Here is a 13,982-nt window from a genome sequence, read left to right as displayed (position 1 = left end):
GAGGATCGGGGAGACCCGGTCGCTCTGAACTGAGCGCATCGCAGTACACGCGGTAACGGAAGGGCCCGTACGACTTCGGTCGTACGGGCCCTTTCGCGTGCGCGGCGCGCTCACTGATAGCGGGGCAGGCCCGTGGTCGAGATCGTCCACTCGGCGATCGTGACGTCCTCGCCGTAGACGAAGTCCTTGCGCGTGGCATAGCGGGGGCCCTCAGGGGTGGCGTGGATGTCGGTGAGGACCGCGCCGGTACCGGTCCGGGGATCGAAGATCGCGTAGACCGGGATGCCGAGCTGAGGGTAGTCCCGCATCTTGCTCACCCAGTCGTTGTCCGGGTTGGAGCGCGAGACGATCTCGATCGCGGCGATGAGGGTGCGGGGGTCGAAGGAATCCTGGACCTCCATGTCCGCCTCGGCGATCACCATGATGTCCGGGTGCCGCATGATCCCACCGGGCTCATCCTCGACGTCGGGCGTTCCCGTATGAGCCACGAGCTCTTCCGGCATCACCTTCTCCAGGCGCTTCCGGACACGCAGCGCGGTCAATTCGTGGGGTCCGATGGGCGACATCATGTCGTGGACGATCCCTTCCTGGGTGATCTCGAACTTGCCGGGAAGGGTGTCTCCCATCTGCACGACGGCGTCGCGCATCGCGTGGTAATGGGAGCTGCCCTGTCGTGCACTGTGCGGGGTGAGGGTCATGGCGTGCGCTCCTCGTCTGTGCCCAGGGGCAAGGGTCGTCACGTTCATGCTAGGCGGCCCCCTGTGGATCGGATCGGCAGTCGCGGCAGCGCCCCGGGGTGGGGGCGCGGAAGGCGCGGTCGCAGGAGTCGCAGTTGTGCAGGGGGTGGCGTACCGAGGGCGCGGTGGGGGTGCCCAAGGGGGGCGGGGGTGGCAGCAGGGCGGTGGTGCTGGGTGAGGTGGTTGCGAGCACCGTGAAGCGGGTGGTGTGGCGGGTGTTCTCGTGCCGGATGCCGGAGGGGTGGGCCGCCGAGGGGCTCCGACGCGGGTCCGGGCGGCGCGTGTCCGGGCGGCTGCGGGGGCGCGAGGTCGCTCGTGCGTGGGATTGACTGCGCCCGGAGGCGGACCGGGCGTGCGGGGGCACGCTAGGGTTTCGGGTGTCCATCGGGAAGCTCTCTCTTCCTCGGTGGTCAGGCCCTCGCCATTGGGATTGCCGTCCCGGCGGGGGCCGTCGCATGTCTGCGGTTGTTGTGCCTGCTGGGGCCGAGAGTAGGGGAGCCGGGGGGCCGGAAATCCAGCTGAGCCCGGGATGTTCACCCGCGTGAGTGAGTGGGGGTACGGGGGTGACGTGGGGTCGCGGCGACTCGGCGCGGGGCGGTGGGGTGGGGCTTGGTGGGGGTTCTTTCTCCCTCACGTTCCTTGGGGAGATCACCCGCCGCACCGGAACCCGCCGCACCGGAACCCGCCGCACCGGAACCCGCCGCACCGGAACGCGCCGCACCGGAGCACGGGGAGCCGGGTCCCGGTGGGCGCGCGGGGCGCAGGGGCAGGACGCGGGGCGCGAGGGGTCCCGTCGGCGGCGGCTCCGCGTGACCCCGGGTTTGACCTCCGTCACCCGCCGGGTACGCTTTTCCGCTCGATTGGCCCCCGGCATGCCTCGTATGGCAGACTGTCGGGGTTGCTCGGTTGAGTGCCGATGCTGTGCGCCTCCCGCCGGGAGGACCGGAAGCGAGTCCCACAGTACTCGTCGCCCCAACTGCCGAGGGGCCCCGCAAAGGGCCCGCAGGCAGCGCTGTGGCGGAAGTACGGGAATCTTTCGGGAAGTGCAGCGCGGTGGCTGAACCAGGCACCCGGTGGGTTTCTTCCCCCGGACCCGCGGTCATCTGGGCCGCAGCCCCTAGCAGGGAAATCCTTCGGGAGATTCTTGTGGACGGGACTGCGACACGCCCGACCGCGTGGGTCGGAGGAAGTAGAAAAAAGGGCCTTCCGGGAGCCAGAGCCTTCGAGACAAAGGACTACACAGTAGCCATGGCGGGACAGAAGATCCGCATCCGGCTCAAGGCCTACGACCACGAGGTCATCGACTCCTCGGCGAAGAAGATCGTCGAGACGGTGACGCGCACTGGTGCGTCGGTCGCGGGCCCGGTGCCGCTGCCCACTGAGAAGAACGTGTACTGCGTCATCAAGTCGCCGCACAAGTACAAGGACTCGCGCGAGCACTTCGAGATGCGCACGCACAAGCGCCTGATCGACATCCTCGACCCCACCCCCAAGACCGTTGACTCGCTGATGCGCCTGGACCTTCCGGCCGGCGTTGACATCGAGATCAAGCTCTGAAGGGCGAGCGACAGATGACCAAGCAGATCAAGGGCATCCTGGGCGAGAAGCTCGGCATGACCCAGGTCTGGGACGAGAACAACCGTGTCGTCCCGGTGACCGTGGTCAAGGCCGGACCCTGCGTCGTTACCCAGGTCCGTACGAATGACAGCGACGGCTACGAGTCGGTCCAGATCGCCTTCGGCGAGATCGACCCGCGCAAGGTGAACAAGCCCCTCAAGGGCCACTTCGCCAAGGCCGACGTGACCCCCCGTCGCCACCTCGTCGAGATCCGTACCGCTGGTGCCAGCGAGTACACCCTCGGCCAGGAGCTGACCGCCGAGACGTTCGAGGCCGGTATCAAGGTCGACGTCACCGGCAAGAGCAAGGGCAAGGGCTTCGCCGGTGTGATGAAGCGTCACAACTTCCACGGCGGCAAGGCCTCCCACGGTGCCCACCGCGTGCACCGCAAGCCCGGTTCCATCGGTGGCTGTGCCACCCCCGGCCGTGTCTTCAAGGGCATGCGCATGGCGGGTCGCATGGGCAACGAGCGGGTCACCACCCAGAACCTGACCGTCCACGCCGTTGACGCGGAGAAGGGTCTGCTGCTCATCAAGGGCGCGGTCCCCGGTCCGAACGGCGGCCTCGTCCTGGTCCGTACCGCGGCCAAGGGGGCCTGAGGTAACCCATGAGCACCATTGACATCCTTTCGCCGGCAGGCGACAAGACCGGGACGGTCGAGCTCCCCGCGGAGATCTTCGACGTCGAGAAGATCAGCATCCCGCTGATCCACCAGGTCGTCGTCGCGCAGCTGGCCGCGGCCCGTCAGGGCACGCACAAGACCAAGACCCGCGGTGAAGTCCGTGGTGGTGGCAAGAAGCCTTACCGCCAGAAGGGCACCGGCCGCGCGCGCCAGGGTTCGACCCGTGCGCCGCAGTTCGCCGGCGGTGGCGTCGTCCACGGCCCCGTGCCGCGTGACTACTCCCAGCGCACTCCCAAGAAGATGAAGGCTGCCGCCCTGCGTCACGCCCTCACCGACCGGGCGCGCAACTCCCGCATCCACGTCGTCTCCGGCGTGGTCGAGGGCGAGATCTCGACGAAGGCCGCGAAGAGCCTGCTCGGCAAGGTCAGTGAGCGCAAGAACGTGCTCCTGGTCATCGAGCGCTCGGACGAGCTTTCGCTGCTCTCCGCCCGCAACCTGCCCCAGGTGCACATCCTGGAGCCGGGCCAGCTGAACACGTACGACGTGCTCGTCTCGGACGACGTGGTCTTCACCAAGGCCGCCTTCGAGTCCTTCGTGTCCGGCGCCCCGTCCGGCCGGAACGACGAGACCGAAGGGAGCGAAGCCTGATGGCCATCCGTCACCAGAGCATCGCGTCCAAGGCCGCGAAGGCGGCCAAGGCCGCGCGTGTCGCCAAGGCGAAGCGCATCGCGACCGAGGGCAAGATCGCTGTTGAGCCCACTCCGCTGAGCAAGTCCTTCTCGGACCCGCGCGACGTCCTCGTCAAGCCGGTCGTCTCCGAGAAGTCGTACGCGCTGCTCGACGAGGGCAAGTACACGTTCATCGTGGCCCCCGGCTCCAACAAGACCCAGATCAAGCAGGCCGTCGAGGCGGTCTTCTCGGTCAAGGTCACCGGAGTCAACACGATCAACCGTCAGGGCAAGCGCAAGCGCACCAAGTCTGGTTTCGGCAAGCGTGCCGACACCAAGCGCGCGATTGTGACCCTTGCTGAGGGCGACCGTATCGACATCTTCGGCCAGGCCTCCTAACGGAGCGCCCTGGTCCGAATATCGGACGAGGACTGAGAAATGGGAATCCGCAAGTACAAGCCGACTACGCCGGGCCGTCGTGGCTCCAGCGTCGCCGACTTCGTCGAGGTAACGCGGTCCACGCCGGAGAAGTCGCTGGTTCGCCCGCTGCACAGCAAGGGCGGCCGTAACAACGCCGGTCGGATCACCGTTCGTCACCAGGGTGGCGGACACAAGCGCGCCTACCGCGTGATCGACTTCCGTCGTCACGACAAGGACGGCGTGCCGGCCAAGGTCGCGCACATCGAGTACGACCCCAACCGCACCGCGCGCATCGCGCTGCTGCACTACGCGGACGGCGAGAAGCGCTACATCCTCGCCCCGCGCGGCACGCAGCAGGGTGACCGGATTGAGAGCGGCCCTGGCGCCGACATCAAGCCCGGCAACAACATGGCGCTGCGCAACATCCCGGTCGGTACGACCATCCACGCCATCGAGCTGCGGCCCGGCGGCGGCGCGAAGTTCGCCCGCTCCGCGGGTGCCTCGGTGCAGCTGCTCGCGAAGGAAGGCGCCATGGCGCACCTTCGCATGCCGTCCGGTGAGATCCGCCTGGTCGACGTCCGCTGCCGCGCCACCATCGGCGAGGTCGGCAACGCCGAGCAGTCGAACATCAACTGGGGCAAGGCCGGCCGTATGCGCTGGAAGGGCGTCCGCCCGACCGTGCGTGGTGTCGTGATGAACCCGGTCGACCACCCGCACGGTGGTGGTGAAGGCAAGACCTCCGGTGGTCGTCACCCGGTCTCGCCGTGGGGCAAGAAGGAGGGTCGTACTCGTGATCGCAACAAGGCGAGCAACAAGTACATCGTCCGCCGCCGCAAGTCGAACAAGAAGCGCTAGGAGCGGGTTTAGATGCCGCGCAGTCTCAAGAAGGGGCCCTTCGTCGACGACCACCTCGTAAAGAAGGTGGACGCCCAGAACGAAGCCGGCACCAAGAACGTCATCAAGACCTGGTCCCGTCGCTCGATGATCATCCCCAGCATGCTGGGTCACACGATCGCGGTGCACAACGGCAAGACCCACATCCCGGTGTTCGTCACCGAGTCGATGGTCGGCCACAAGCTCGGCGAGTTCTCGCCGACGCGCACCTTCCGGGGTCACGTCAAGGACGACCGGAAGTCGAAGCGCCGCTAAGGCGGGGTGGAATCGACTATGACTAACACCGAAGGGACAACCATGGAAGCCAGGGCCCAGGCGCGGTACATCCGCGTCACGCCCATGAAGGCCCGCCGCGTGGTGGACCTCATCCGTGGCATGGATGCCACGGAGGCTCAGGCGGTCCTGCGTTTCGCCCCGCAGGCCGCGAGCGTGCCGGTCGGCAAGGTGCTGGACAGCGCCATTGCCAACGCCGCGCACAACTACGACCACACCGACGCCTCTTCGCTGGTCATCAGCGAGGCGTACGTGGATGAGGGCCCGACCCTGAAGCGGTTCCGTCCGCGTGCTCAGGGCCGTGCCTACCGGATCCGTAAGCGGACCAGCCACATCACCGTGGTCGTCAGCAGCAAGGAAGGAACCCGGTAATGGGCCAGAAGGTAAACCCGCACGGGTTCCGGCTCGGTGTCACGACCGACTTCAAGTCGCGTTGGTACGCCGACAAGCTGTACAAGGACTACGTCAAGGAAGACGTCGCCATCCGTCGGATGATGACGTCCGGCATGGAGCGCGCCGGCATCTCGAAGGTGGAGATCGAGCGCACCCGTGACCGCGTGCGTGTGGACATCCACACCGCTCGTCCCGGCATCGTCATCGGCCGCCGTGGCGCCGAGGCCGACCGCATCCGCGGTGACCTCGAGAAGCTCACGGGCAAGCAGGTCCAGCTGAACATCCTCGAGGTCAAGAACCCCGAGGTCGACGCTCAGCTCGTGGCCCAGGCCGTGGCGGAGCAGCTGTCCTCCCGCGTCTCCTTCCGCCGTGCCATGCGCAAGAGCATGCAGTCGGCGATGAAGGCCGGCGCCAAGGGCATCAAGATCCAGTGTGGTGGCCGTCTCGGCGGCGCCGAGATGTCCCGGTCCGAGTTCTACCGCGAGGGTCGTGTGCCGCTGCACACGCTGCGCGCGAACGTGGACTACGGCTTCTTCGAGGCCAAGACGACCTTCGGCCGTATCGGCGTGAAGGTCTGGATCTACAAGGGCGACGTCAAGAACATCGCCGAGGTCCGCGCCGAGAACGCCGCTGCCCGTGCGGGTAACCGCCCGGCCCGTGGCGGCGGCAACGACCGCCCGGCCCGTGGTGGCCGTGGTGGCGAGCGTGGCGGCCGCGGCCGCAAGCCGCAGCAGTCCGCGCCGGCTGCCGAGGCCCCCAAGGCCGACGCTCCCGCCGCCGCTGCTCCGGCTGCTGAGAGCACCGGAACGGAGGCCTGACCGAAATGCTGATCCCCCGTAGGGTCAAGCACCGCAAGCAGCACCACCCGAAGCGCCGTGGTCAGGCCAAGGGCGGTACGACGGTTGCGTTCGGCGAGTACGGCATTCAGGCCCTCACGCCGGCGTACGTGACCAACCGCCAGATCGAGGCGGCTCGTATCGCGATGACCCGCCACATCAAGCGTGGCGGCAAGGTCTGGATCAACATCTACCCGGACCGCCCGCTGACCAAGAAGCCTGCCGAGACCCGCATGGGTTCCGGTAAGGGTTCGCCCGAGTGGTGGGTCGCGAACGTTCACCCGGGCCGGGTGATGTTCGAGCTGTCCTACCCGAACGAGAAGATTGCTCGTGAGGCGCTCACCCGCGCTGCTCACAAGCTTCCGATGAAGTGCCGCATCGTCCGGCGCGAGGCAGGTGAGTCGTGATGTCGGCCGGTACCAAGGCTTCCGAGCTGCGCGAGCTGGGCGACGAGGAGCTTCTCAACAAGCTCCGCGAAGCCAAGGAAGAGCTGTTCAACCTCCGCTTTCAGGCGGCGACGGGCCAGCTCGAGAACCACGGTCGGCTCAAGGCCGTCCGTAAGGACATCGCGCGGATCTACACCCTGATGCGTGAGCGCGAGCTGGGCATCGAGACGGTGGAGAGCGCCTGATGAGCGAGAGCAACGTGACTGAGAACACCGAGACCCGCGGCTTCCGCAAGACCCGCGAGGGTCTGGTCGTCAGCGACAAGATGGACAAGACCGTCGTCGTCGCCGTCGAGGACCGCGTCAAGCACGCCCTGTACGGCAAGGTCATCCGCCGTACGAACAAGCTCAAGGCGCACGACGAGCAGAACGCTGCCGGCGTCGGCGACCGCGTCCTCCTGATGGAGACGCGTCCGCTGTCGGCGACCAAGCGCTGGCGCATCGTCGAGATCCTCGAGAAGGCCAAGTAATTCTCTGAGGCATCCCTCAGAGTTCGTTCCGCCAGGCTCGGCAGGGGCCCGCTCGTAAGAGTCGAGCCCCTGCCGGGAACCGGCAGACAAACAGGAGATAGACGTGATCCAGCAGGAGTCGCGACTGCGCGTCGCCGACAACACGGGTGCGAAGGAAATTCTCACCATCCGTGTTCTCGGTGGCTCGGGTCGCCGCTACGCGGGCATCGGTGACGTCATCGTCGCCACCGTCAAGGACGCGATCCCCGGTGGCAACGTGAAGAAGGGTGACGTCGTCAAGGCGGTCATCGTTCGCACCGTCAAGGAGCGCCGCCGTCCGGACGGCTCGTACATCCGCTTCGACGAGAACGCCGCCGTCATTCTGAAGAACGACGGCGACCCTCGCGGCACCCGTATCTTCGGCCCCGTCGGCCGTGAGCTGCGCGAGAAGAAGTTCATGAAGATCATCTCGCTCGCGCCGGAGGTGCTGTAAGCATGAAGATCAAGAAGGGCGACCTGGTTCAGGTCATCACCGGTAAGGACAAGGGCAAGCAGGGCAAGGTCATTGCCGCTTACCCGCGCGAGGAGCGCGTCCTGGTCGAGGGTGTCAACCGGGTCAAGAAGCACACGAAGGCCGCCCCGACGGCCAGCGGCTCGCAGGCCGGCGGCATCGTGACCACCGAGGCCCCCGTCCACGTCTCCAACGTCCAGCTGGTCGTGGAGAAGGACGGCAACAAGGTCGTCACGCGCGTCGGTTACCGCTTCGACGACGAGGGCAACAAGATCCGCGTTGCCAAGCGGACGGGTGAGGACATCTGATGACGACCACCACCACTCCGCGTCTCAAGACGAAGTACCGCGAGGAGATCGCGGGCAAGCTGCGTGAGGAGTTCTCCTACGAGAACGTCATGCAGATCCCCGGTCTCGTCAAGATCGTGGTCAACATGGGTGTCGGCGACGCCGCCCGTGACTCGAAGCTGATCGACGGCGCCATCCGCGACCTCACCACGATCACCGGCCAGAAGCCGGCCGTGACGAAGGCCCGGAAGTCCATCGCGCAGTTCAAGCTGCGCGAGGGTCAGCCGATCGGCTGCCACGTCACGCTCCGTGGCGACCGCATGTGGGAGTTCCTGGACCGCACCCTGTCGCTCGCGCTGCCGCGCATCCGCGACTTCCGCGGTCTGTCCCCCAAGCAGTTCGACGGCCGTGGAAACTACACCTTCGGTCTCACGGAGCAGGTCATGTTCCACGAGATCGACCAGGACAAGATCGACCGCGTCCGGGGTATGGACATCACCGTGGTCACCACGGCGACCAACGACGACGAGGGCCGCGCCCTCCTTCGTCACCTCGGCTTCCCGTTCAAGGAGGCGTAAGCGAGATGGCGAAGAAGGCTCTGATTGCCAAGGCTGCTCGTAAGCCCAAGTTCGGTGTGCGTGCGTACACCCGCTGCCAGCGCTGCGGCCGCCCGCACTCCGTCTACCGCAAGTTCGGCCTGTGCCGCGTGTGCCTTCGTGAGATGGCTCACCGTGGCGAGCTGCCGGGCGTGACCAAGAGCTCCTGGTAGTCCCCCCTTTTCAAGGGTTTTAGGGACTCCTGGATCTCTCGGTAAGTAAAGGGTCGGCAGAGGCCCACCCCTCCATGGCTTAGGCTAGGAGGGTTGGGCGTCTGCCGCCCTGACCGACTTACTACGCCGTAGGTCCCCGCGCCGCACCCGTCCCGCCTCTGAGTGGGGAGAGGGATGGCGCAGATAGGAAACCCCGGCGAGAGAGGCCGAAGGCCAATTCATGACCATGACTGATCCGATCGCGGACATGCTGACTCGTCTGCGTAACGCGAACTCGGCGTACCACGACACCGTGGCGATGCCGCACAGCAAGATCAAGTCTCACATCGCGGAGATCCTCCAGCAGGAGGGCTTCATCACGGGCTGGAAGGTCGAGGACGCCGAGGTTGGCAAGAACCTCGTTCTCGAGCTGAAGTTCGGCCCGAACCGTGAGCGCTCCATCGCGGGCATCAAGCGGATCTCCAAGCCCGGTCTCCGGGTTTACGCGAAGTCCACCAACCTGCCGAAGGTCCTCGGCGGCCTGGGCGTGGCGATCATCTCCACGTCGCACGGTCTCCTGACCGGACAGCAGGCAGGCAAGAAGGGCGTAGGTGGGGAAGTCCTCGCCTACGTCTGGTAGTCGGGAACGGAGGAATAGCTAATGTCGCGTATTGGCAAGCTCCCCATCACGGTTCCCGCCGGCGTGGACGTCACCATCGACGGCCAGACGGTCGCGGTCAAGGGCCCCAAGGGGACCCTGAGCCACACCATCGTCGCGCCTATCGAGATCGCTAAGGGTGAGGACGGCGTTCTGAACGTCACCCGCCCGAACGACGAGCGTCAGAACAAGGCCCTGCACGGCCTGTCCCGCACGCTGGTGGCGAACATGATCACCGGCGTGACCCAGGGTTACGTGAAGAAGCTCGAAATCAGCGGTGTCGGTTACCGCGTCCTGGCGAAGGGCTCCAACCTGGAGTTCTCGCTCGGCTACAGCCACCCGATCCTGATCGAGGCGCCCGAGGGCATCTCCTTCAAGGTCGAATCGGCGACCAAGTTCTCGGTCGAGGGCATCGACAAGCAGAAGGTCGGCGAGGTTGCGGCCAACATCCGCAAGCTGCGCAAGCCCGACCCGTACAAGGCCAAGGGCGTCAAGTACGAAGGCGAAGTCATCCGCCGCAAGGTCGGAAAGGCGGGTAAGTAAGCCATGGCATACGGTGTCAAGATTGCTAAGGGCGACGCTTACAAGCGTGCTGCCATCAAGCGTCGTCACATCCGCATCCGTAAGCACATCTCGGGTACGGCTGAGCGTCCGCGCCTGGTCGTGACGCGCTCCAACCGCCACATCGTGGCCCAGGTCATCGACGACATCAAGGGTCACACCCTGGCGTCGGCGTCGACCCTGGACAGCACGATCCGCGGCGCCGAGGGCGACAAGTCCGCGGCCGCCAAGTCGGTCGGCGCCCTGGTCGCCGAGCGCGCCAAGGCCGCCGGTGTCGAGACTGTCGTGTTCGACCGTGGTGGTAACCAGTACGCCGGGCGCATCGCCGCCCTGGCGGACGCCGCCCGCGAAGCCGGACTCAAGTTCTGAGTCGGTTCCGTAGCTAGCGGAAACAGAGAGAGGTAATTCCAATGGCTGGACCCCAGCGCCGCGGTGGCGGTGCCGGTGGCGGCGAGCGGCGGGACCGGAAGGGTCGCGACGGTGGCGCTGCTGCCGCCGAGAAGACCGCGTACGTTGAGCGCGTTGTCGCGATCAACCGCGTCGCCAAGGTTGTGAAGGGTGGTCGTCGCTTCAGCTTCACCGCGCTGGTCGTGGTGGGCGATGGTGACGGCACCGTGGGTGTCGGTTACGGCAAGGCCAAGGAGGTGCCGGCCGCCATCGCCAAGGGTGTTGAGGAGGCCAAGAAGCACTTCTTCAAGGTCCCCCGTATCCAGGGCACCATCCCGCACCCGATCACGGGCGAGAAGGCGGCGGGCGTCGTCCTGCTGAAGCCTGCTTCCCCCGGTACCGGTGTTATCGCCGGTGGCCCGGTGCGCGCCGTGCTCGAGTGCGCCGGCGTTCACGACATCCTGTCGAAGTCGCTCGGTTCGTCGAACGCGATCAACATCGTGCACGCGACCGTGGCGGCCCTCAAGGGTCTGCAGCGTCCCGAGGAGATCGCGGCTCGCCGTGGTCTGCCCCTCGAGGACGTCGCTCCCGCGGCTCTGCTGCGGGCGCGTGCCGGGGCTGGTGCTGCGTAATGGCACAGCTCAAGATCACGCAGACGAAGTCGTACATCGGCAGCAAGCAGAACCACCGCGACACCCTGCGTTCCCTTGGTCTCAAGGGCATCAACACGCAGGTCGTCAAGGAGGACCGCCCCGAGTTCCGCGGAATGGTGCACACCGTCCGCCACCTCGTGACGGTTGAGGAGGTCGACTGACATGGCGGAGCAGAACCCGCTGAAGGTCCACAACCTCCGGCCCGCCCCGGGCGCCAAGACCGCCAAGACCCGTGTGGGTCGTGGTGAGGCGTCCAAGGGTAAGACCGCTGGTCGTGGTACCAAGGGCACCAAGGCCCGTTACCAGGTTCCGGAGCGCTTCGAGGGTGGCCAGATGCCCCTCCACATGCGTCTCCCGAAGCTCAAGGGCTTCAAGAACCCGTTCAAGACCGAGTTCCAGGTCGTGAACCTCGACAAGCTGAGCGCGCTGTACCCCGAGGGTGGCGAGGTCACCGTCGAGGGTCTCGTCGCCAAGGGTGCCGTTCGCAAGAACAGCCTCGTCAAGGTGCTCGGCCAGGGTGAGCTCACCGTGGCGCTGCAGGTGACGGTCGACGCCGTCTCCGGCTCCGCCAAGGAGAAGATCACCGCCGCGGGCGGTACCGTCACCGAGCTCGTCTGATTTTCCCTCAGACGTGTCGATGACATGAGCGATTCCCAGCCGGGGATGCCCCACAAAAGGGGCATCCCCGGTTGGTCGTTCCAAGGGGGGCACGGTCGCCGGTAAGGTGGCGTGCACTGTCTAAGCTCCGTGCGGTCTGCCCGCACGGTTTTGTTGACTGATACGTATTCGTCGAACCTCAAGACCACCACCTCTGACGCACGCGCGCGGGGGTCGCAGGAGGCACCGTGCTCACCGCGTTCGCCCGGGCGTTCAAGACGCCCGACCTGCGCAAGAAGCTGCTCTTCACGCTCGGCATCATCGTGATCTACCGGCTGGGCACGCATATGCCCATCCCCGGGGTCAACTACAAGAACGTCCAGGCCTGTGTCGACAACGCCGGTCAGAACCAGGGCCTGTTCGGTCTCGTCAACATGATGAGCGGCGGCGCGCTGCTGCAGATCACGATCTTCGCGCTCGGCATCATGCCGTACATCACGGCGAGCATCATTCTGCAGCTGCTGACCGTGGTGATCCCGCGACTGGAGGCCCTCAAGAAGGAGGGCCAGGCCGGCACGGCGAAGATCACGCAGTACACGCGCTATCTGACCATCGCGCTCGCGATCCTGCAGGGCACGGGCCTGGTGGCCACCGCCCGCACCGGCGCCCTCTTCCAGGGCTGCCCCGTCGCCAGCGAGATCGTTCCGGACCAGTCGATCTTCGTCACCATCACGATGGTCATCACGATGACCGCCGGCACCGCCTGCGTGATGTGGCTCGGTGAGCTGATCAGCGACCGGGGCATCGGCAACGGCATGTCGATCCTGATGTTCATCTCGATCGCCGCGACCTTCCCGAGCGCCCTGTGGGCCATCAAGGAGCAGGGCGACCTGGCGGACGGCTGGATCGAGTTCGGCACGGTCATCGCGGTCGGTCTCGTCATGGTCGGCCTGGTGGTCTTCGTCGAGCAGGCGCAGCGGCGCATTCCCGTCCAGTACGCGAAGCGCATGATCGGCCGCAGGTCCTACGGCGGTACGTCGACGTACATTCCGCTGAAGGTCAATCAGGCGGGCATCATCCCTGTGATCTTCGCCTCCTCGTTGCTCTACATTCCGGCGCTGGTCGCCCAGTTCGCGGGCGGCACCTCGGGATGGAAGACGTGGATCGAGGCAAACCTGACCAAGGGTGACCACCCGATCTACATCGCCACGTACTTCATCCTGATCGTCTTCTTCGCCTTCTTCTACGTCGCGATCTCCTTCAACCCCGAGGAAGTCGCCGACAACATGAAGAAGTATGGTGGCTTCATCCCGGGCATCCGGGCTGGCCGCCCGACCGCTGAGTACCTGAGCTACGTACTCAACCGGATCACGTGGCCGGGTTCGCTGTACTTGGGTCTGATCGCTCTTGTGCCGACGATGGCGTTGGTGGGCTTCCAGGCGAACCAGAACTTCCCGTTCGGCGGGACGAGCATCCTCATCATCGTGGGTGTGGGTCTGGAAACCGTGAAGCAGATCGAGAGCCAGCTCCAGCAGCGCAATTACGAAGGGTTCCTCCGCTGATGCGAATCGTCCTCGTCGGGCCGCCCGGTGCGGGCAAGGGAACGCAGGCCGCGTTCCTCGCCAAGAACCTGTCGATCCCGCACATCTCCACGGGCGACCTCTTCCGTGCCAACATCAGCCAGGGCACGGAGCTGGGCAAGCAGGCGAAGGCGTACATGGACGCCGGCAACCTCGTGCCCGACGAGGTGACGATCGGCATGGCGAAGGACCGCATGGCCCAGTCGGACGCCGAGGGCGGCTTCCTGCTCGACGGCTTCCCGCGGAACGTGTCGCAGGCCGAGGCGCTCGACGAGGCGCTGAAGGCCGACGGGCAGAAGCTCGACGCCGTCCTGGACCTGGAGGTCCCCGAGGACGAGGTCGTCAAGCGCATCGCGGGCCGTCGCATCTGCCGCAACGACTCCAGCCATGTCTTCCACGTGACGTACAGCAAGCCGGAGCGAGAAGGCGTCTGCGACGTCTGCGGCGGCGAGCTGTACCAGCGCGGCGACGACAAGGAAGAGACCGTGCGCAAGCGTCTCGACGTGTACCACCGCGAGACCGAGCCGATCATCGACCACTACAAGGGCCAGGGCCTGGTCGTCACGATCTCGGCGCTCGGCAAGGTGGACGAGGTCACCAGGCGCGCGATGGACGCCCTCAAGGGCGACAAGTAGTTCAGTACGCT

24 protein-coding genes are annotated in these 13,982 nt (G+C 66.1%); 23 read left to right on the top strand and 1 reads right to left on the bottom strand.

The features are described 5' to 3' along the window. Positions 1–110: 110 nt before the first annotated feature. Positions 111–698, bottom strand: a complete 588-nt coding sequence (locus tag ABZ385_RS13710) for a Uma2 family endonuclease (RefSeq protein WP_358577381.1) — start codon at positions 696–698, stop codon at positions 111–113. 1,287 nt (positions 699–1,985) lie between these two features. On the opposite strand from ABZ385_RS13710, the gene rpsJ reads away from it, so the two are divergent. From rpsJ to ABZ385_RS13595, 23 genes are all read left to right on the top strand, one after another. Then, positions 1,986–2,294, top strand: coding sequence for a 30S ribosomal protein S10 (gene rpsJ, locus ABZ385_RS13705; RefSeq protein ID WP_003948644.1), 309 nt, complete (start codon positions 1,986–1,988; stop codon positions 2,292–2,294). A 14-nt stretch (positions 2,295–2,308) separates the two neighbouring features. Next, a complete protein-coding gene (gene rplC, locus ABZ385_RS13700) occupies positions 2,309–2,953 on the top strand; it encodes a 50S ribosomal protein L3 (RefSeq protein WP_030782583.1) in 645 nt (214 codons plus the stop codon). A gap of 8 nt (positions 2,954–2,961) precedes the next feature. After that, positions 2,962–3,624, top strand: a complete 663-nt coding sequence (rplD, locus tag ABZ385_RS13695; protein ID WP_358577383.1) for a 50S ribosomal protein L4 — start codon at positions 2,962–2,964, stop codon at positions 3,622–3,624. After that, the gene (gene rplW, locus ABZ385_RS13690; RefSeq protein WP_125514474.1) at positions 3,624–4,043 is read left to right on the top strand and encodes a 50S ribosomal protein L23; all 420 of its coding nucleotides are present in this window, start codon (positions 3,624–3,626) and stop codon (positions 4,041–4,043) included. Before rplD ends, rplW begins: the two co-directional genes overlap by 1 nt. Before the next feature lie 39 nt (positions 4,044–4,082). Further along, the gene (rplB, locus tag ABZ385_RS13685; RefSeq protein ID WP_055698225.1) at positions 4,083–4,919 is read left to right on the top strand and encodes a 50S ribosomal protein L2; all 837 of its coding nucleotides are present in this window, start codon (positions 4,083–4,085) and stop codon (positions 4,917–4,919) included. A 12-nt stretch (positions 4,920–4,931) separates the two neighbouring features. Beyond that, positions 4,932–5,213: a 30S ribosomal protein S19 gene (gene rpsS / locus ABZ385_RS13680; RefSeq protein WP_030782571.1), complete on the top strand. Its 282-nt coding sequence runs from the start codon at positions 4,932–4,934 to the stop codon at positions 5,211–5,213. A gap of 42 nt (positions 5,214–5,255) precedes the next feature. Continuing rightward, positions 5,256–5,603, top strand: coding sequence for a 50S ribosomal protein L22 (rplV, locus tag ABZ385_RS13675; protein WP_004571827.1), 348 nt, complete (start codon positions 5,256–5,258; stop codon positions 5,601–5,603). Beyond that, entirely contained in the window at positions 5,603–6,442 is an 840-nt protein-coding gene (gene rpsC, locus ABZ385_RS13670; RefSeq protein WP_358577385.1) for a 30S ribosomal protein S3, read from the top strand. The genes rplV and rpsC overlap by 1 nt, the downstream gene beginning before the upstream one ends. A 5-nt stretch (positions 6,443–6,447) precedes the next feature. Beyond that, on the top strand, positions 6,448–6,867 hold the full coding sequence (gene rplP / locus ABZ385_RS13665; RefSeq protein ID WP_030782563.1) for a 50S ribosomal protein L16: 420 nt from the start codon (positions 6,448–6,450) through the stop codon (positions 6,865–6,867). Next, the gene (gene rpmC, locus ABZ385_RS13660) at positions 6,867–7,091 is read left to right on the top strand and encodes a 50S ribosomal protein L29 (protein ID WP_005481220.1); all 225 of its coding nucleotides are present in this window, start codon (positions 6,867–6,869) and stop codon (positions 7,089–7,091) included. The genes rplP and rpmC overlap by 1 nt, the downstream gene beginning before the upstream one ends. Then, complete coding sequence (rpsQ, locus tag ABZ385_RS13655) at positions 7,091–7,375, top strand: 30S ribosomal protein S17 (RefSeq protein WP_125514477.1); 285 nt, start codon at positions 7,091–7,093, stop codon at positions 7,373–7,375. The genes rpmC and rpsQ overlap by 1 nt, the downstream gene beginning before the upstream one ends. 103 nt (positions 7,376–7,478) lie before the next feature. Next, entirely contained in the window at positions 7,479–7,847 is a 369-nt protein-coding gene (gene rplN, locus ABZ385_RS13650; RefSeq protein ID WP_003974257.1) for a 50S ribosomal protein L14, read from the top strand. Between the two features lie 2 nt (positions 7,848–7,849). Continuing rightward, complete coding sequence (gene rplX / locus ABZ385_RS13645; RefSeq protein ID WP_358577388.1) at positions 7,850–8,173, top strand: 50S ribosomal protein L24; 324 nt, start codon at positions 7,850–7,852, stop codon at positions 8,171–8,173. Beyond that, positions 8,173–8,730 carry a 50S ribosomal protein L5 gene (gene rplE, locus ABZ385_RS13640; protein ID WP_125514478.1) on the top strand — a complete coding sequence of 186 codons (558 nt, stop codon included), beginning with the start codon at positions 8,173–8,175 and terminating at the stop codon, positions 8,728–8,730. The genes rplX and rplE overlap by 1 nt, the downstream gene beginning before the upstream one ends. 5 nt (positions 8,731–8,735) lie before the next feature. Then, complete coding sequence (locus ABZ385_RS13635) at positions 8,736–8,921, top strand: type Z 30S ribosomal protein S14 (RefSeq protein ID WP_003956452.1); 186 nt, start codon at positions 8,736–8,738, stop codon at positions 8,919–8,921. Positions 8,922–9,141: 220 nt separating this feature from the next. Further along, a complete protein-coding gene (rpsH, locus tag ABZ385_RS13630; protein ID WP_018528360.1) occupies positions 9,142–9,540 on the top strand; it encodes a 30S ribosomal protein S8 in 399 nt (132 codons plus the stop codon). 21 nt (positions 9,541–9,561) lie between these two features. Continuing rightward, positions 9,562–10,101, top strand: a complete 540-nt coding sequence (rplF, locus tag ABZ385_RS13625) for a 50S ribosomal protein L6 (protein WP_055527119.1) — start codon at positions 9,562–9,564, stop codon at positions 10,099–10,101. 3 nt (positions 10,102–10,104) lie between these two features. Further along, positions 10,105–10,488: a 50S ribosomal protein L18 gene (gene rplR, locus ABZ385_RS13620; RefSeq protein ID WP_127912613.1), complete on the top strand. Its 384-nt coding sequence runs from the start codon at positions 10,105–10,107 to the stop codon at positions 10,486–10,488. A gap of 41 nt (positions 10,489–10,529) precedes the next feature. Then, the gene (gene rpsE / locus ABZ385_RS13615) at positions 10,530–11,138 is read left to right on the top strand and encodes a 30S ribosomal protein S5 (protein WP_007384078.1); all 609 of its coding nucleotides are present in this window, start codon (positions 10,530–10,532) and stop codon (positions 11,136–11,138) included. After that, a complete protein-coding gene (gene rpmD / locus ABZ385_RS13610) occupies positions 11,138–11,320 on the top strand; it encodes a 50S ribosomal protein L30 (RefSeq protein ID WP_005481207.1) in 183 nt (60 codons plus the stop codon). The genes rpsE and rpmD overlap by 1 nt, the downstream gene beginning before the upstream one ends. Position 11,321: 1 nt before the next feature. Further along, the gene (gene rplO, locus ABZ385_RS13605) at positions 11,322–11,777 is read left to right on the top strand and encodes a 50S ribosomal protein L15 (RefSeq protein ID WP_062775150.1); all 456 of its coding nucleotides are present in this window, start codon (positions 11,322–11,324) and stop codon (positions 11,775–11,777) included. A gap of 227 nt (positions 11,778–12,004) precedes the next feature. Next, a complete protein-coding gene (secY, locus tag ABZ385_RS13600) occupies positions 12,005–13,318 on the top strand; it encodes a preprotein translocase subunit SecY (protein WP_358577391.1) in 1,314 nt (437 codons plus the stop codon). Beyond that, on the top strand, positions 13,318–13,971 hold the full coding sequence (locus ABZ385_RS13595) for an adenylate kinase (protein ID WP_358577393.1): 654 nt from the start codon (positions 13,318–13,320) through the stop codon (positions 13,969–13,971). The genes secY and ABZ385_RS13595 overlap by 1 nt, the downstream gene beginning before the upstream one ends. Positions 13,972–13,982 lie beyond the last annotated feature (11 nt).

Origin of the sequence: Streptomyces sp. NPDC005898 (assembly GCF_040629635.1) — a bacterium.
Taxonomy (GTDB): domain Bacteria; phylum Actinomycetota; class Actinomycetes; order Streptomycetales; family Streptomycetaceae; genus Streptomyces.
This window is presented reverse-complemented; position numbering and strand designations above follow the sequence as displayed.

Excerpts from the sequence above, each read along its gene's own strand:
- ABZ385_RS13710 (WP_358577381.1), bottom strand. The coding sequence starts at position 698 with ATGACCCTCACCCCGCACAGTGCACGACAGGGCAGCTCCCATTACCAC.
- rpsJ (WP_003948644.1), top strand. The coding sequence starts at position 1,986 with ATGGCGGGACAGAAGATCCGCATCCGGCTCAAGGCCTACGACCACGAG.
- rplC (WP_030782583.1), top strand. The coding sequence starts at position 2,309 with ATGACCAAGCAGATCAAGGGCATCCTGGGCGAGAAGCTCGGCATGACC.
- rplD (WP_358577383.1), top strand. The coding sequence starts at position 2,962 with ATGAGCACCATTGACATCCTTTCGCCGGCAGGCGACAAGACCGGGACG.
- rplW (WP_125514474.1), top strand. The coding sequence starts at position 3,624 with ATGGCCATCCGTCACCAGAGCATCGCGTCCAAGGCCGCGAAGGCGGCC.
- rplB (WP_055698225.1), top strand. The coding sequence starts at position 4,083 with ATGGGAATCCGCAAGTACAAGCCGACTACGCCGGGCCGTCGTGGCTCC.
- rpsS (WP_030782571.1), top strand. The coding sequence starts at position 4,932 with ATGCCGCGCAGTCTCAAGAAGGGGCCCTTCGTCGACGACCACCTCGTA.
- rplV (WP_004571827.1), top strand. The coding sequence starts at position 5,256 with ATGGAAGCCAGGGCCCAGGCGCGGTACATCCGCGTCACGCCCATGAAG.
- rpsC (WP_358577385.1), top strand. The coding sequence starts at position 5,603 with ATGGGCCAGAAGGTAAACCCGCACGGGTTCCGGCTCGGTGTCACGACC.
- rplP (WP_030782563.1), top strand. The coding sequence starts at position 6,448 with ATGCTGATCCCCCGTAGGGTCAAGCACCGCAAGCAGCACCACCCGAAG.
- rpmC (WP_005481220.1), top strand. The coding sequence starts at position 6,867 with ATGTCGGCCGGTACCAAGGCTTCCGAGCTGCGCGAGCTGGGCGACGAG.
- rpsQ (WP_125514477.1), top strand. The coding sequence starts at position 7,091 with ATGAGCGAGAGCAACGTGACTGAGAACACCGAGACCCGCGGCTTCCGC.
- rplX (WP_358577388.1), top strand. The coding sequence starts at position 7,850 with ATGAAGATCAAGAAGGGCGACCTGGTTCAGGTCATCACCGGTAAGGAC.
- rplE (WP_125514478.1), top strand. The coding sequence starts at position 8,173 with ATGACGACCACCACCACTCCGCGTCTCAAGACGAAGTACCGCGAGGAG.
- ABZ385_RS13635 (WP_003956452.1), top strand. The coding sequence starts at position 8,736 with ATGGCGAAGAAGGCTCTGATTGCCAAGGCTGCTCGTAAGCCCAAGTTC.
- rpsH (WP_018528360.1), top strand. The coding sequence starts at position 9,142 with ATGACCATGACTGATCCGATCGCGGACATGCTGACTCGTCTGCGTAAC.
- rplF (WP_055527119.1), top strand. The coding sequence starts at position 9,562 with ATGTCGCGTATTGGCAAGCTCCCCATCACGGTTCCCGCCGGCGTGGAC.
- rplR (WP_127912613.1), top strand. The coding sequence starts at position 10,105 with ATGGCATACGGTGTCAAGATTGCTAAGGGCGACGCTTACAAGCGTGCT.
- rpsE (WP_007384078.1), top strand. The coding sequence starts at position 10,530 with ATGGCTGGACCCCAGCGCCGCGGTGGCGGTGCCGGTGGCGGCGAGCGG.
- rpmD (WP_005481207.1), top strand. The coding sequence starts at position 11,138 with ATGGCACAGCTCAAGATCACGCAGACGAAGTCGTACATCGGCAGCAAG.
- rplO (WP_062775150.1), top strand. The coding sequence starts at position 11,322 with ATGGCGGAGCAGAACCCGCTGAAGGTCCACAACCTCCGGCCCGCCCCG.
- ABZ385_RS13595 (WP_358577393.1), top strand. The coding sequence starts at position 13,318 with ATGCGAATCGTCCTCGTCGGGCCGCCCGGTGCGGGCAAGGGAACGCAG.